The 17,405-nt window shown below is 37.6% G+C and carries 13 protein-coding genes; 5 read left to right on the top strand and 8 right to left on the bottom strand.

Features of this window, described 5'->3' with window-relative positions; translation table 11 throughout:
* Positions 1-2: 2 nt before the first annotated feature.
* The 8 genes from ACH3PA_RS01560 to ACH3PA_RS01525 all read right to left on the bottom strand — a co-directional run bounded on the left by ACH3PA_RS01560 (position 3) and on the right by ACH3PA_RS01525 (position 11,257).
* Positions 3-1,283, bottom strand: a complete 1,281-nt coding sequence (locus ACH3PA_RS01560) for a YaiO family outer membrane beta-barrel protein (protein ID WP_416441193.1) — start codon at positions 1,281-1,283, stop codon at positions 3-5.
* 39 nt (positions 1,284-1,322) lie between these two features.
* Entirely contained in the window at positions 1,323-2,756 is a 1,434-nt protein-coding gene (locus ACH3PA_RS01555; RefSeq protein ID WP_416441195.1) for a glycosyltransferase family 2 protein, read from the bottom strand.
* A 21-nt stretch (positions 2,757-2,777) separates the two neighbouring features.
* Positions 2,778-3,863, bottom strand: coding sequence for a HEAT repeat domain-containing protein (locus ACH3PA_RS01550; RefSeq protein WP_416441197.1), 1,086 nt, complete (start codon positions 3,861-3,863; stop codon positions 2,778-2,780).
* 49 nt (positions 3,864-3,912) lie between these two features.
* Positions 3,913-4,275: a response regulator transcription factor gene (locus ACH3PA_RS01545; RefSeq protein WP_416441199.1), complete on the bottom strand. Its 363-nt coding sequence runs from the start codon at positions 4,273-4,275 to the stop codon at positions 3,913-3,915.
* Complete coding sequence (locus ACH3PA_RS01540) at positions 4,272-5,006, bottom strand: Hpt domain-containing protein (RefSeq protein WP_416441201.1); 735 nt, start codon at positions 5,004-5,006, stop codon at positions 4,272-4,274. Before ACH3PA_RS01540 ends, ACH3PA_RS01545 begins: the two co-directional genes overlap by 4 nt.
* Positions 5,003-8,617 carry a PAS domain S-box protein gene (locus ACH3PA_RS01535; protein ID WP_416441203.1) on the bottom strand — a complete coding sequence of 1,205 codons (3,615 nt, stop codon included), beginning with the start codon at positions 8,615-8,617 and terminating at the stop codon, positions 5,003-5,005. Before ACH3PA_RS01535 ends, ACH3PA_RS01540 begins: the two co-directional genes overlap by 4 nt.
* 400 nt (positions 8,618-9,017) lie before the next feature.
* On the bottom strand, positions 9,018-10,715 hold the full coding sequence (locus ACH3PA_RS01530) for a GMC oxidoreductase (protein WP_416441205.1): 1,698 nt from the start codon (positions 10,713-10,715) through the stop codon (positions 9,018-9,020).
* Entirely contained in the window at positions 10,712-11,257 is a 546-nt protein-coding gene (locus ACH3PA_RS01525) for a hypothetical protein (protein ID WP_416441207.1), read from the bottom strand. The genes ACH3PA_RS01530 and ACH3PA_RS01525 overlap by 4 nt, the downstream gene beginning before the upstream one ends.
* 432 nt (positions 11,258-11,689) lie before the next feature.
* Here ACH3PA_RS01525 and ACH3PA_RS01520 point away from each other — a divergent pair, with 432 nt between their 5' ends.
* From ACH3PA_RS01520 to ACH3PA_RS01500, 5 genes are all read left to right on the top strand, one after another.
* Positions 11,690-13,330: a TldD/PmbA family protein gene (locus ACH3PA_RS01520; RefSeq protein ID WP_416441209.1), complete on the top strand. Its 1,641-nt coding sequence runs from the start codon at positions 11,690-11,692 to the stop codon at positions 13,328-13,330.
* A gap of 29 nt (positions 13,331-13,359) precedes the next feature.
* Positions 13,360-14,673: a TldD/PmbA family protein gene (locus ACH3PA_RS01515; protein WP_416441211.1), complete on the top strand. Its 1,314-nt coding sequence runs from the start codon at positions 13,360-13,362 to the stop codon at positions 14,671-14,673.
* A 195-nt stretch (positions 14,674-14,868) separates the two neighbouring features.
* Positions 14,869-15,489, top strand: a complete 621-nt coding sequence (locus ACH3PA_RS01510; RefSeq protein ID WP_416441213.1) for a DUF4159 domain-containing protein — start codon at positions 14,869-14,871, stop codon at positions 15,487-15,489.
* Positions 15,490-15,500: 11 nt separating this feature from the next.
* Complete coding sequence (locus tag ACH3PA_RS01505; protein WP_416441215.1) at positions 15,501-16,502, top strand: AAA family ATPase; 1,002 nt, start codon at positions 15,501-15,503, stop codon at positions 16,500-16,502.
* 6 nt (positions 16,503-16,508) lie between these two features.
* Entirely contained in the window at positions 16,509-17,405 is an 897-nt protein-coding gene (locus ACH3PA_RS01500; RefSeq protein WP_416441217.1) for a DUF58 domain-containing protein, read from the top strand.

Here is a 17,405-nt window from a genome sequence, read left to right as displayed (position 1 = left end):
TGTTAGAATCTTTTAGAATAGCCTAAACCAAAAGATATTTGATTGCCGCGTGTACTTTTTGCATATTCCTGATTGTCGAGCGACAGTTGAACTGAGATAACATTAGTATCATTAAATATCGCGCTGTAACCTAAAGCAACGTTATGTGATTTTAATTTGTATGTGTTTGCAGAGCTGTACAAAACATTATCTGTACTATCATCTGGTGAGATACCGGTACCTATTTTAAAACTGATGTAATCATCTGCACCACCTAAATAGTAACGTATGTTTAAAGAATAGGATTGTGAAACTGAACTGTCTGACGGAGTAAGATATGTACGCAGATTAAACCAGTAATTCTTATAATATTTACCTACACCTATTGTATAGATCCATGTTTGATCATCAAAAGCGAGCATCCTGAAGCCTGCATCTGCCTCAAATGCTGCCGGTAAATTAGCATAAAGCGAAAAACCAGCCCGATAATGTGGAAAAATGCCATCTTTATTAGAAATACCGCCGCTTACATAGGTATAAAACAAATCTGAAATACGAGGATACATATCGATCTCAAATTGAGTTCCATCGGTTTTAAACCTATTTGCGTAGTTGAAGCGCGCCGTTACAGAACCTAATTTTGTCTGGCGGCCGTAACTTATACTTCCCAGATGCCAGGCATCATCAAAACGTTTATCAAAATATACATAATCGTAAGCAGCGCTAATTGTATTTTTAGCAGACATAACCTGAATTGTTTGGTTCAATTCTCTTGCCGCTGTGAGTTTAGGATTTATTTTTAGGAGCTTATTTATCGTTTCACTCGCGGCTGTGTATTCTTCCAGATCTTTTAAAATTTTCGCTTTAAGCAATAATAGATTTTCAGCTTTGGGATGTATCGCGATTCCGTTGTTTACGATTTCAAGAGCTCGTGGCGAATTATCATTCCAATACTCAAGATTTCCGTAGGCCAAAGATGCTTCCTGATGACCCGCTTCCTTTTGCAAAACCTCATTAAAAATCATGCGCGCCTGCTGCAGACTGTCTGTAAATGTGTACAGCCTCCCCAGAAATACGCTCACTTCTAAATAGTCTGGGCTTTTAGCCAGTGCCATTTTAGTAAGTCTAATTGCTTCAGGATAATTGTCATCATCAAAAGCGGTTTTGCGTGCCTTTGTATACAGCTCATCTGTGCCCAGATTATCTTGTGCGTAGGCAGAAGAAAAAGTCGTAAAAATAAGAATGCCGAAAATTACAAGCGCTGATGATCGTATTTGTCTGCGCTTGAGTATTGTAAGTGTCATTGGGTAATAGATTTATTCAAAATTAAGTCAGGTTTTCTTTTAAGCAACTTTCTTTTCGGGATTTGTTAAGCCGGTACGCACCATTTGTCCCCATGATTTTTTGCCGCGAATAAGATCGATATTTCCCATAATTGCTGCCCACATCACAAAGGGATGATAGAGAAGAGGCTCTAAAAGAGCTGTTCTAATAAGCTGAAACATGTAAGCCGGCTTCGTATACTGCTGAAAAGAAAATTCTTCAAAAAACAATGCCGTTACCGAAAATAGGATAGCAAAACTATAAACGACCGTAAAAAATATGGAGAAAACAACCCAGTCAACCTGCCCGAATATTAAAAGGAAGACGAAAAAAATCAGTCCTACGAACTCAATTATCGGTGCTAACCACTCAAAAAACAGCCAGTACGGCGTACTTAATAACCCAAGTATTTTATACTTAGGATTAAAGATCATTTTTCTGTGAGCCCAGAGTGTCTCTACTGTTCCTCGTGTCCAGCGGTTGCGTTGCCTTTGTAAGATATTCCAGGATTGTGGTACTTCTGTCCAGCACAAAGGGTCTGGTACAAAGCCTACGGTGTAATCAATATTTTTCTCGCGCATCATGCGACGCATGCGCACGAGCAACTCCATATCTTCTCCTACAGTATTGGGATTGTAACCGCCGGCTTCTATAACCGTTTTTTTATCAAACATGCCAAAGGCTCCTGAGATAAGTAAAAGACCATCAACGCGTGACCACGCCATTCTACCCATTAAAAAAGCTCTGAAATATTCTAGAATCTGCGCTCTGGCGAGAAAAGTGTTAGGCAGTTTTACTTCTATAATTCTGCCATCTTCTATTATGCATGAGTTAGCAACACGTATAATTCCGCCGGAAGCGATTACCTTTTTCTCGTTATTGAGAAACGGTTTTATAAGTTTAAGTAAAGCGTCTCTTTCTAAAATACAGTCTACATCTATACAGCAGATCATCTCATGGCTGCAAATATTTATCCCGGTGTTTAAAGCATCTGCCTTCCCGCCGTTTTCTTTGTCTATAACCTTGATGCTTTTATAAGCTTTGTTTTTTGATACATAGATATTCCTAACTTCTTTAGTAGGTATGTAATTGGGATATAGAAGTTCATCAGGAACGAGATCAAAAGTATCAATAAGTCGCTGCAATGTGTTGTCTTTACTACCATCGTTTATTATGACGATCTCGTATGAAGGATAGTTTAAAGTTAGCAGCGAGCGCACATTCTCAATAACATTAGCTTCTTCATTATAAGCCGGCGCCAAGACAGAGATCATAGGCAGATTAGAAGACTGCAACAATGCGATCTCATCCTGAAAATTGTGTCGCCTTTTATAATCTCTTAATTCGATGAGGGAAAATATGGCAGAGAATACATAACCAGAACATATAATCAATCCATAGGCAAGAAAAACCCAACTGGCAATTTCTGTAATATGGTAAAAATTAATATCCATGGTTATATCTTTTTGTTTTACTTAAAAACCGTGAGCGATTGTTGGAGTAGTGGGAGCTTCTTCAATACCACCTACTTTTTTGCTAAAGACTGTATATTTTAATTCAGGTTTAAAATGACATGAAGCCTTGTGAAACTCAATCTTAATATTCCACTTTGCTTTACTCATTGCAGGGATTAGTGCTTCCAGATTATCATAAGAACCTATGCTTTGTATTGTCTCAAGCATTTCTTTTTTGATAAGCTGAGTTTCTGCGCTGAAGGAGGTGGTTATGTGGGTTAATAGCTCCCCATGTTCCATTTTACAAAGACTTTTAATAGTTTCTAGACGCACTTCTTCGTTAGGGTTTTTAAGAAAAGGCATCAGAAGAGGAATATTCTCAAACTGATTATACTCGGCTATCATCTTGATACAAAAAATAACAACGCTGTCTAAACTGTGGTCTAGCCAAACCGAAAAATCTGGCATCGTACCCTGATATGAATATTTAAGGCCATTTTCTATATAGATCTGCTGCCACATCGTGAGCGGCTTTTTAATTTTCCCTAAAAAATACAGCGGATTATTAGCTGCTAATTTTAAAGAATAAAGCAAAGCTTGTTGTCGCAATTCATCTCTTGATGCGTTAAGCAAGGGTTCTATAAAATGATTGGGTATTGCTATTGAGAGTTGAGAAAAAACAAACAGGGCTCTCGCTTTTTGATGCCAGTTGCCCGTTTTTAGGTCGTTAAGAACGAAATCGAAAAGACCCAGATCTAAGAAAAGTTCTTTAATAAGTGCCGAAGATTCTCCTTTAAGATTCTCGTCAAAAATTAATATTTGTTTTATAGTGATCTTAAGGTCAAATTTGGTCTTTAGGTAAGCAGATTTAAATTTTATTACTTCTCCTGATTTGTCAAAATCTTCATCAAATAAATACTGATTTATAAAATCTAATAAAGCATTTTCAAGTTCTGCTTTTCTTTTTGACTTCCTGTTCTTATTGATGCGCAGAAACAAAATGAAGCTCACTAACAGAATTGCTGTTGTCAAAAAGAACATGCTAAACACGAAATTAACTCGTAATAGCCATGGCCATTCATCAAAGAATCTATGGTAGAAGTTCATGTTGTAATTGTTTACGTTGACTTGGGGTCAATAAGCTTTAATCTATCTTTTATCTTTTACCTAGCGTGCGCTTTACACGTAAGGAAAGTTCGTTAGGGCTAAATGGTTTAGTAATAAAATCATCTACTCCCATATTAAATGCATCTGTAATAATATCTTCTTGAGTTGAGGTAGAAAGAACGATTATCGGGATATCTGGCGATTTTTCTTTAATAAATTCTATAAGTTGATTTCCTGATATAAACGGTAGCATAAGATCTGTAAGAATAAGATCAAACTTATCGCTTGATAATTTGCTCATGGCATCTCGACCGTCTTCTGCTATAATCACTTCATACCCATCTTTTTTAAGTTTAAATTCTAATGATTTAACAACCATAGGGTTGTCTTCAATTACTAAAATCTTCTTCATGTTTCAATCAGTTTGGGAAAATCTCTGGAGATTTCCTTTTGTAGAGCAGCAAATTCATTTTTTAAATTTTCTACCAATTGAGGAACGTCATTAGCCTCTGATTCATAAACAAGGAGGTTGCATATATTTTTACCTGTCTCGCTTTCTATCATCTCAAAAGACGGCTTTATATTATGAGCTATTTCACCAATTGTTTTATAATCTGCTGTAGCCAATAATTGATCGATCTCTGCTAATTTTCGCTCTACAGAGCTGGTGAATATTTGCAGGGATTCTGCTACAAATTCTAAATTACCATCAGAAATTGCATTTAAATAATCTAATGAGTACTTCTTATGAGTACCAGTTTCTGTGGGAATAAATAATTCATTGATCTGTTCTACAACTTTATGTGTAAATTTCTTTTCAATAAAGTACAAATTGTTTTGCTTATACCGCTCTTTTTTATCCTCACTTTTAAAAGAAACCAGAATAGGCACCTCTAATTTTACTTCGATAGTTAGATACTCATAAGTTTGATAAGCATTTAAAGGAGATGCATCTTCTTCTATAACTATCGCATCTGGCTGATCTAATTTTATATTCTGTATTAATTCTATTGTATGACTGTATGTAGTAACTGCCCAACCATTAATTCTGGACAGATCAAGAAAATCAGTTTTATGCTGCTCATCGCTTTCAATAAAAGCGATTTTAAGAGGGTTTTTTGTATGTTTTAAACCGATTTTCATGAGTTTAGAGCAGATTTTTCTTGAGTATTCATTACAAGATGTTCAATAATTACTTGTTGCAAGGTCTCTAAGACAACAGGCTTTGTTATATAGTCATCCATACCGTATGACATACAGCGCTCTCTCTCTCCTATAAGTGTGCGTGCTGTTAAAGCAATAATAGGTATACGATCACCTTTTTTCTCAATAGCTCTAATTTCCTGGCTTGCTTCAAAACCGCTTAATACCGGCATTTGCACATCCATAAGAATTAAGTCTATAGGTGTGCTTTTATAAACTTCTACTGCTTCGCTACCATCATCTGCATCAATAATATTGGCAAGCGGAAGTATTTTATTAATGATCGTTTTTGTAAGAAACTTGTTTACAGGATTATCTTCAGCTACTAAAATAGTGTAGGTTAAAGCAGACAGATCAACTTCTGGTAAGACACCTATTCCGTTTTCACTACTATTGTTTTTACTTTCGAGATTATTAATCATCTCATATAGTTTATTGATTTGTATAGGTTTTACGGTATTGTAATGCACATCAAGTTCTTTGCATGCTTGTACCACTTTCTCATCGTCTCCAGAACTGTGAAGCAGCATTATAGGAAGGTCTTCGCTCGCGATATTTAGTTTTTCCCTCATATGTTTAATTAGATCTATACCATTTAAATAAGGCATATGGTAATCTATAATCGCAAGATCATATTCTTGATCTTTACCAAGCATATCTAAAGCCTCGATACCGTTATTTATAAGCGTAGATTTAATTTTATCTCCTGCCAGCATTTCTTGTAAGATTATCCTGTTGTTTTCGTTATCATCTACAACAAGCACATTTTTAATATTTTTTTTAATAGATGAGGCTGTACTCTTAGGAGTTTCTGACCTGAATTTTACTTCGAAAGAAAAGACGCTTCCTTCGCCCATTGTACTTTCTACCTCTAGTTTACTTCCCATAAGCTCAAGCAGCTTGTTGCTAATGGTAACTCCCAGACCTGTCCCGCCGTATTTACGAGTGGTAGAGCCATCTTCCTGATCAAAGGCATGAAATATTTTCTTCAGGTTGTGAGGTGCAATGCCAATACCTGTATCACGAATAGAAAAGCGATATACCATTTCTGCATTCTCAATATCACAGGCTATTGTTTGTATGTTGAGTTCTACCTCGCCTTTTTCTGTAAATTTTACAGCATTGCCAAGCAGGTTCGTCAATATCTGTCTAAGACGTACCGAGTCGGCATATATGAAACGATTATTTTGTACTGGAATATTTAGAAGGACTTCAAGACCTTTTGCATGTGCCTGATGTCTTATTATATCTATAGTTTGACTACAAAGATCCTGCAGGTCGATCTTCTCTTCGTTTATTTCAAGTTTACCGGCTTCTATTTTTGAGAAATCGAGGATATCATTTAAAAGATCTAAAAGCGTATTAGCAGAGTTATTGACGGTCTGCATATATTTTTCCTGACTTGGGGTTAAGTCAGTTTTCATCAAAAGATCTGTAAAACCAATTACTCCATTGAGGGGAGTTCTAATCTCGTGGCTCATATTTGCCAGAAATTCAGATTTTGACTTGCTTGCAGATTCTGCTTTTAATTTAGCGCTTACAAGAGAAGCTTCCATTTTTTTGAGCTGCGTAATATCTGTCGCTACTCCTAAATAGCCTGTAATTTTACCCTTGTGATTGCTTATTGATGTTACAACAAGCTGAACCGGAAATCTAGATCCGTCTTTTCTTATAAAGGTCCATTCTCTTGATTCAAAATTGCCTTTTTTGGCTTTGCTGGTAAAAACATCAAAACCAGACACTTTTTTGTCATATTCAAGCGATAATTCTTCACTTCTTGCTTTCACTTCAGTCACATCGTGAAGTTTACTTACATGTAATGAACCTATAGCCTCTTCTGCCGTGTAACCTAATAAATTTTCTGCACCGCGGTTAAATTTGCGCACATTACCTTTTAGATCTGTTTCTATAATTGAAACCTGGGTTGTGGCATTCATGAGACTTTGCAGGTCATTAAGGCTGTGCTCTAAAGCGCGTTGAGCTTTTTTGCTCTTAGTCATATCGACCACCTGGCCTATTAAGGAAGTAGGTCTGCCGTGTTCATCTGCAAGAGCAGAAACCGTTAAAAAACCATGAATTATATTTCCATTTTTATGGATGTAGCGCTTTTCTATGCTGTAAGATTCTCTTTCTTTAGAAATTATCTCTTTGAGAAACTCAATATCGTTATTGAGATCTTCAGGATGAGTAATGTCTTTAAAATTTAATTCTAGCAATTCATCCTTGCTATAACCTATCATTTTAGACAGGTTTTGATTAACCATGAGCCACTTTCCATCTGGGGTTACAACGCCCATCCCATTAGGAGAATATTCAAAAGCGTTCATGAACTTTTTAGAATTCTCAAGTGATTTGCTTTCTAGTTCTTTGCGGCTCGTAATGTCTTCAAACTGGGTTATTATAAGATCATCTTCCTTAGAATGACCGTATATGATTGAGGTATTAACTGTACACCAAATGATCTCACCGGTAACTTTTTTAAATCTACTCTCGAGTTTGTAGCTTGTAATTTCACCGGTAAGCAATTGTTGCCTGTAGAGAGCGGCCTGAGGCAGATCTTCGGGATGAATAACATCTCTAAAAGTTAGTTTGAGAACCTTTTCTCTGTCTCTTTCTTTAAAACCGAATATCTTTAAACTGGCCGAATTAGCCATCAACAGTTTGTTGTCTGTATTAACTAATAAAATACCTATTGACGAATTAGTAAATATCTTTTTAAACCTGTCTTTAGTGGTACGAAGTTCTATCTCATACTTTTTTTGTGCATCAATATCCTGAAAAGCTCCATAAACCCGTACACATTCTCCATTTTTAAACTCTGGCTTGCCTAAAGCACGTACCCAGATCTCATTACCTTTTGCCGTAACAAGTTTTAGTTCTTCATCAAAAGGGAGATTCTTTTCTACAGCCGCATTAAACAAGGTTGTTATCCTGTCGCGGCTCCAGCCTTCTTTGTAAAATTGCAGACCCTGATCAAGTTGAGGTACATAGTCTTCACTTACTTCATGAATGTCTCTTGTTACTTTAGTCCAGATAAGTTGGCCTTTAATTAGATCTATCTCCCAGCCGCCTACGCGCGCTATCTCATTAGTCTCGTGAAAGATATCATTGTATCTTTCTAATTTCTCGAGATCACGATTAGTATCTGTTTCTTTATCTAAAGTGAATTTTAATATAGCACTTTGCGCAGTTGCATCATTATAAATAAGCTTCCCACTTACTTTAAAGGTAATTTCCTTATTATCTGCGTTTGTAAAAAGTAAAGTGGTATTGAAGTCTATATGCGATTTAGCGGCATGCGCATCAAGCACTTCGCAGATATCTTGTTTAAGGTCGCCCTTAAAATAAGATCGTATATGCTCTTTCACCTGATCTGAAGGAATGGGAAGCTGCAATGTTTTCCAAAATGAGTTGCTTACCCAAAAATCAGCTGAATCAAAATTATAATACCATGTGCCATTTAAAACATCTTCATTAAGCCAGAAAAAAATCTCCTGATCTTTAGAAAGCAGATTGCAATATTCATCTTGTAAGACAAACACTTTAGACATGTTTTTAAGTAGGTTTAAATTGGGCTGAGGTCTAAAACATAAACACGTTTTTATTTTGACTTTTCTTAACGTGTTAATGGAGTATTCCTACAATTTGGTACAAAATAAGTGTTTTAAATCGAATTAACATGTATTTTGTCGATATTTTAATAGTTAAATTTTTGACTGGTAACCGATTATTGCCGCAGAAGTACCGATTTTTAACCGTATTTCACCGATTTTTTAAAGACAGTAAGCAGAAAATTGCTGCTTACTGATAGGAGAATACCATTAGCAATTTTTAATTGAAGAAAAGCTAATAATAGATAATTTGGCTTTAAGCCAAATTAAAAATCGGTCATTTATATACGAAAAACCGCCCAAATAGGCGGTTTTTCGCAGAAAGCTATATTAGTTTAATTTATATTTCTCCTTTTCTCAAAGCTTCTGCAGCATAATTTGCTGCCCTGGCAGAAAGTGCCATATAGGTAAGAGAAGGGTTTTGTGTTGAGGTTGAGGTCATACATGCACCGTCTGTTATAAATACATTTTTACAGTGATGCATTTGATTCCATTCATTAACTATAGAAGTATTGGGGTCTTTACCCATACGCGCACCGCCCATTTCGTGAATATCGAGACCTGGAGCTTGCTTTGTATCATGCGTTTGAATGTTTTCGAAACCTGCTTTTTCAAACATTTCTGTAAATGTCTTAAAGAAGTGAGCGAGCATTTTCTCGTCATTGTCGTCATAATCTACAGAGAAATGAATAAGTGGCATTCCCCATTCATCTGTTTCTGTCTCGTCAAGCTTGATGTAACTTGATTCTTTAGGGATGGTAGCGCCCATAAAACCTGCTCCCACATACCAGGGGCCATAATCTGGTTTTTCATCAAGCAATTGATGGGTAAGTGGCTCACCAAGTTCTGAACCTATTTCAGGGTTACGCGATCTGCCTGCATAAAAAGTGGCAGCATATCCTCTTAAGAAGTCGGTTTCCTGTTTATACACATTTTGAAAACGAGGCATGTAGGCGGTTGTAGGTATTCTGCCTTTCATAGCCTGATCTTTATGACCGTTATGAACTGCATTTATCTTACCGCGATAATTGTGAAAAGCTACATACTTCCCTAAAACTCCGCTGTCATTACCTAAACCATTAGGAAAACGATCTGATTTTGAATTAAGCAAAACACTTACCGTGTTTACAGAGCCGGCGTTTAAGAAAATAATTTTTGCGTTATAATCTGTTACTTCTTTGGTGTGTGCATCAATAACACGCACACCAGAAGCTTTACCACTTTCTTCATCATAAAGAACAGATTGAACAACAGAATCTGGTTGTAGTGTAAGATTCCCGGTTTTCTGCGCCCATGGTATAGTAGATGAAACTGAACTATAATAACCACCAAACGGGCAACCACGCTCACATTCTGTTCTTTTCATACATTGAGAACGGCCCTGTTGATGATGAATATCTTTAGCTTCAGAAAGGTGTGCACAACGCCCAAATATCACTTTTCTGTCATCATAATTAGTATTGACAAAATCTTTAAAGTAATCCTGAACACAATTAAGGTCCCACGCCGGCAGGAATTCGCCATCAGGTAAATTGTCCAGACCATCTTTATTTCCGGTTATACCGGCAAATATTTCAACCTTGCTATACCATTCAGCCAGATCATTATGACGTATGGGCCAGTCTACTGCAAAACCATCTCGTGCAGGTCCTTCAAAATCGTAATCACTCCAGCGTTGCGTTTGGCGTGCCCAAAGTAAAGATTTACCACCCACTTGATAACCACGTATCCAGTCAAAAGGCTTATCCTGCACATAAGGATGCTCTTTATCTTTTACCATAAAGTGCGCGTTGTCTTCTTTAAAGGCATAGCAGCGCGAGACAATAGGATTTTCTTCCTGCACCTCATAGGGCATTTCGCCTCTGTGCTTAAATTCCCATGGCTGCATGTTTGTGGTAGGATAATCCTTTATATGTGTAACATTGCGGCCTCGCTCTAGCAGTAATGTTTTTAAACCCTGCTCACAGAGTTCTTTTGCCACCCAGCCGCCACTCATACCGGCGCCTATTATAATGGCATCAAAATTTGTCTTGTTCATGCTTTTATTGTTGAAATATCGTAACAAGCTATATATTCTGAAGGTATTAGTTCATAATCCATATACCCCTGCATATAAAATGCTGATGTAGTTAAATTACGCAGGGATTGCCCTCTCACTGTGTTGATGAAATAAATAAGATTTTCTTGTGACTCTTCAGGCTCTTGTTTATCTAAAACTCCCTGAACTACATTTATAACCGCTTCAGGTTTTTCAGTTTCTATCTCCAGCTTGCTTTCGTTCATCAGATTTTTATAATCATTAAAACCTCGTGCAAACTTTGCAATATCTTCCTCACTTGAGCAGTCATTTACCATAGTCATGATAAAATCTTCTGGCGGAGTAATTTTATCAACTTTACTCTGTAGTGGTAAAAACGTCTCACTAATTTGAGCCAGATAGTCTTTATGCTTATCGTCTAAATTGAGTTTCCCTTTTGAAAGGAAATCTGTAACCTCTTCTTCACCTAGATCGCAACGGGTCATTACCATTGCTGCAATAGAGGCAAGTGCCAGGCTTTTTATTGCTTCTCTTCTGTGCATATTTTTAAACTTGCGTGATTATCTAAAACGATATAGTCGAAATAACTTATTGTAGAGTGATTAGTCTTATGCAAAATAAAATTCAGGATAGTGTCTTAATTGAACTATGAAAGTAAAAAAATCATTTTTAAAATAGATAAAATGTATCGAAAACATTTAAAAATATTTGATACATGTTGCCAGAGCGCATTTTTATAACGATTGCGTAAATAACTAAAACAATTTGAAGAGTTATAATTAGAGAATTTAGTATTTTCAGAAATATTTAAGATAATTACTGATATGCTGAGAATTATGAGTGATTAAACCGTTTAAGCGTGAATTAATTCTAATAAAAATTAGATTACGTATTAAACTCTTAATGTTTTTAATAGTCTTAGATAGAATAAAGGCTATAGACTAGTAACAAATAAACCACCAAACAAGAACTTCATGAAAAGAAGAAATTTCGTTCAACTTACCGGTTTGGGAGCCGGTGCTCTCTTTTTACCCGCCTCTGTAATGGGAAATTCTATCCCTGTAGAGGCACTTCTGGATCCCGGTATGGATATCGCTCTCAAAAAGAAAATGGCAGATATTGCATTAAATACTGCTAAATCTCTGGGTGCGTCTTATGCAGATGCTCGTATAGGGAGATACCTTAATCAATATCTGTTCACACGAGAAGATAAAGTGCAAAACGTTGTAAATACTGAATCTTTTGGCACTGGTATACGTGTGATCGCAAACGGGACTTGGGGCTTTGCTTCTACAAACGATGTTACAGAAGAAGGTATTAAAAAAGCTACCGCACAGGCTGTAGCAATTGCTAAGGCAAATTCAAAAATACAGAGAGATCCCGTACAGCTTGCTCCTGTAGAAGCTTACGGTGAGGTCTCCTGGAAGACGCCGCTGAAAAAGGATTTTAGAGAAGTTCCCGTTTCAGAAAAAGTAGACCTATTGCTAAGTGCTAACGCTGCAGCAATGGAGAATGGAGCCAATTTTGTCAATTCGGCTTTGTTTATGGTTAATGAGCAAAAATATTTCGCCTCAACAGAAGGTTCTTATATAGATCAGGATGTGCATCGTATCTGGCCTACTTTCAGCGTTACAGCTGTAGACAGGGCTGCAGGTAAATTTAAGACCCGCGACGCGTTAAGCGCTCCTATGGGGATGGGTTATGAGTATATGGACGGTCTTGAATCTGAAAAACTTGATGGCCCTGGCGGACTAAAACTGTACAAACATAGCTACGATATTGTAGAAGATGCGACTATTGCGGCTAAGCAGGCCAAAGAAATGCTTACTGCAAAATCTGTACAGCCAGGTAAATACGATATGGTTCTTGAGCCTAATCATTTAGGGTTAACTATTCACGAGTCTGTAGGTCACCCATTAGAACTTGATCGCGTGTTAGGTTATGAAGCTAATTATGCGGGTACGAGTTTTGCCACCTTAGATAAATGGAAATCTGGTGACTTTAAATACGGTAGTGACCTTGTAAATATTGTTGCAGATAAAACACAACCGGGCTCTCTGGGAGCGGTAGGTTATGACGATGAAGGCGTTAAAACGAAAAAATGGGATCTTATACGCAATGGTGTTTTAGTTAACTATGAAGCCATTCGCGATCAGGTTCATATGCTTGGCGAAACTGAATCTAACGGTTGCTGTTATGCCCAAAGTTGGAATGACGTGCAGTTTCAGCGTATGCCAAATGTGTCTTTAGAACCCGGTAAAGAAGAATATTCTGTAAACGACATGATTAAAGATGTTGAGAAGGGAATTTACATTGCCGGCAGAGGATCTTATTCTATAGATCAACAACGTTATAACTTCCAGTTTGGCGGTACTGTTTTTTATGAGATCAAAAATGGTGAGATAGTAGGCATGCTTAACGATGTTGCTTATCAATCTAACACGCAGGAATTCTGGAATTCTTGTGCTAAGATCTGCGATAAGAATGATTACAGGATGTTTGGCTCTTTCTTTGACGGTAAAGGACAGCCTTCTCAGGTAAGCGCCGTTTCACACGGGTGCTCAACTTCACGTTTTAATGATGTAAATGTAATCAACACAGGTCGCAACGTTTAATTCTTATTTCATAAAATATACAATTCAAAATGGCAATATATACTAAAGAAGAAGCCAGGCAAATTATGGAAAAAGCGTTAAGCTTTTCCAGCGCAGATGCCTGTGTAATAAATATGAGTGGTAATGAGAGTGGTAACATACGCTATGCGCGTAATACGGTTTCTACCGCCGGTCATCGTTCTAATCAATCGCTGGTTGTGCAATCCAGTTTCGGAAAAAAATCTGGTACCGCTACAGTAGATGAATTTGACGATGCTTCACTCGAGAAAGTGGTTAAAAGAGCAGAAGAATTAGCTCAGCTTTCGCCGGAAAACCCAGAGTTTATGGCTCCGCTGGAAGCGCAGGAATATGATGAGGCTATAACTTTTGTTGAAGCTACAGCAAATGTAACACCAGAATTTAGAGCTGAAGTAGCACTTAAAAGTATCGAGCCTGCAGAGCAAAAAGATGTTACGGCAGCAGGTTTTCTTGATGATTCTGCAGGTTTTAGCGCAATGTTAAATTCTAACGGACTTTTCGCTTACAATAAATCAACAGATGTAGATTTTACAGTTACCATGCGTACTAACGATGGTACAGGTTCTGGATGGGTAACTCGTGATTTTAATGATATCACAAAATTTGATCCGGCAGAAGCGGCAAACACAGCAATTGAGAAAGCGTTACTTTCTAAAGAAGCAAAAGCTATAGAACCGGGGCGTTATACAGTAATTCTTGAGCCGGCTGCGTCTGCACAATTATTAGGTAATATGGCAAGAGCCTTTGATGCGCGTACTGCAGATGAGGGGCGTAGTTTTATGTCTAAAGATGGCGGTACAAAACTGGGCGACAAAATCGTTGATGAGCGCGTAAATATTTGGTCAGATCCGTTGCATCCAGATGTTCCTACTTCAACATGGAACGGGGAAGGGATACCGCTTAAAAAGATGAAGTGGATAGAAAATGGCGTAGTTAAAAATTTAGGTTATAGCCGCTATTGGGCAGAAAAACAAGGTGTAGAAGCTGTCCCGTCACCTCGTAATTTTATTATGGAAGGTGGCAGCGCCTCGCTAGAAGATCTTATTAAAGACACTAAAAAAGGAATCCTGGTTACCCGTTTCTGGTACATTCGCTCTGTAGATCCGCAAACATTACTGTTTACAGGTCTTACTCGTGATGGAACTTTCTATATAGAGAACGGAAAATTAAAATATCCGGTTAAGAATTTCAGATTTAATGAGAGTCCTATCATCATGCTCAACAATCTGGAAACTTTGGGTGAGCAGGTTCGTGTTAATGGAAATCTTATTCCATACATGAAAGTGAGAGACTTTACATTCACTAGCTTATCTGATGCTGTATAGTAAAATAGAATTTTGAAACTGGTTGATCTAACCGCTTAGCTGCATTAAGGTCTTAGAGCTTACAAACAGAATTAATAGATTTTTTATCAATATTCTATTAATACTTTCAGTGGTTTTCGATTTATTTCAGCCAGTTTTTTAATGAAAATTGCCGATTTTTTAATCAAAAAAAATGGGTGATCAATACATTTTATCTTGAATAACGAATTCTTTTTTACACGCTTACAATATGAATCAGGAGATTGGGATGTTGATCAGCGCATGCCATCAAATCTTTTGAATTCTCTGGTAGAATACACTACACTGGCTGTAGATAAACAGGAAAATATCGTAACCCTTAGTAGTGATGATATTTTTAAATGCCCGTTTTGTTATATCTCGGGACACAAGCTGGTGCAGTTTACTAAAAAGGAAAAGGAGAATTTTGAGAAATATATAAGAAATGGCGGCTTTGTTTTCGCAGATGACTGCAACCACGATATAGACGGTCTATTTGCTAAATCATTTGAGCGGCAGATGGAAGAGATTTTTGGAGTTGGCGAACTAAAAAAAATCCCGAACGATCACGACCTCTACAATGTCTTTTTTGAATTTGAAGATGGCCCGCCCACAACGTCGCAGGAGTTGAACGGTTGGGGCGACGATCTCGTTCATGAATATTTAAAAGCTATTGAGATCAACGGTCGCATAGGCGTTTTATACAGCAATAAAGATTATGGTTGCGAGTGGGATTACGATTTTAGAAATAAACGCTGGTACAAAATAGATAACACCCGCTTTGGTGTCAACATCGTGATGTACGCCCTTACATCATAAATAAATAGCATATGAATGAAAATTTAGCAACCCTAGATCAGGAAATCAGTCTTTTAACAGGTAAAATCGCCGATTTAAAGGCTGAAATCGGAAAGGTTATTATAGGTCAGGAAGAGACTGTAGAGCAACTGCTCATAACTTTTCTTGCGGGTGGTCATGCTTTGCTTGAAGGAGTTCCCGGTCTTGCCAAAACCCTTATGATACGCACAATGGCGCAGGCAATTCATTTAAACTTTAAAAGGATTCAGTTTACGCCAGATCTAATGCCTTCAGATATAATTGGTACCGAAATTCTTGAAGAAGATCATACTACGGGCAAGAAGTTTTTCGAATTTAATAAAGGACCCATTTTTGCCAATATTATTCTTGCAGATGAAATAAATCGTACGCCGCCTAAAACCCAGGCAGCATTGTTAGAAGCGATGCAGGAATTTGAAGTCACCTATTCAGGAAAGACTTACTCGCTAGATCGCCCGTTTTTTATTTTGGCTACTCAAAACCCGATTGAGCAATCAGGAACTTTTCCGTTACCGGAAGCGCAGCAGGATCGTTTTCTGTTCTACATTAAAATAGGTTATCCCACAGAATTAGAAGAAACCAGCATTTTAAAAAGTACAACAGGTGGTAAAAAAGCTGTGATCAAGCCGGTAATAACTGGCGAGGAGATCTTAAGGCTGCAAGAATTGGTTAGAGAAGTTCCCATAAGTGATGACCTGATCACTTTAGTTAGCAAAATAGTACGCGCAACGAGGCCAGAGACCACAACAAATTCTTATGTGAAAGAATGGGTGAGTTGGGGAGCAGGACCCAGAGCGGGGCAGGCGCTTATTCTTACTGCAAAAGCCAGAGCATTATCGCAGGGCAGGTTGGCGGTAACGCTTGCAGACATTAAAACGGTTGCTTTACCTGTTTTGCGCCACAGGATTATCGTAAACTTTAGAGCAGAAGCCGAAGGGATTACAGCAGATAAAGTAACGCACGAACTCATAAAATCACTCACCACTGCTAAATAAATTCTAGTGAAGCAGGACTACCGCCAATTATTCAAACCTGAAATTATCAATACTGTTTCCGGTTTAGCGCTTATAGCGAAAATGACTGTAGAAGGTCACATTTCCGGGCTGCACAATAGTAGACGCATAGGTTCTGGTATGGAATTTAGTCAGTACCGCGGTTATGAGCCGGGCGACGATCTAAGACTTTTAGACTGGAAAATGCTTGCACGCTCAGGCAGATATAATATAAAACAAGCTGAGGTTGAGACGCACGTGGCGGTAAAATTTATTCTTGACTCCAGCAAATCAATGCTGCACAAAGAAGGAGCACTTTCAAAAATGGATTATGTGCGTATTCTGATTGCTTCATTGGCATATCTGGCAAAAGAACAAGGCGATGCTGTGGGGCTTTTCGCTCTAAATGACAAGCATTTGCACAGTTTATATCCTACAATCCAGAAGCAGCATTATAACCGGTTTTTACATGAATTGATAACAATTACCAATGTTGGCAAATGGCCGCAGGATCCCAGAGATGCTAAAAAACTACATGATAGAAGTCACAAAGAACTCATCTTTTTTGTGACTGATATGTATGAACATAATGACGAACTCACAAAAACAATAAAGTCATTAAAGACTGCACGCAATGAGGTTATGGTTTTGCATGTGATGGGAACAAATGAACTGCGATTTAATTATTCAGGGGCGGTGACATTTGAAGATCTGGAAACAGGAGCAACAATAAAAGTTGACACTAAAAATGCAAAAGAAACCTATTTAAACAACCTGAAAATCCGCTTAGAAAGTATAAAAAACAGCCTTTTAGCCTCAAATATCGGGTATGAACTATTCAATATTGATCAACCTCTGGGCGAAGCATTACAGGTGTTTTTAAAAAACCGAAGTCGTTTACTCTAG

Source organism: Leeuwenhoekiella sp. A2 (assembly GCF_047946655.1).
Taxonomy (GTDB): Bacteria; Bacteroidota; Bacteroidia; order Flavobacteriales; family Flavobacteriaceae; genus Leeuwenhoekiella.
This window is presented reverse-complemented; position numbering and strand designations above follow the sequence as displayed.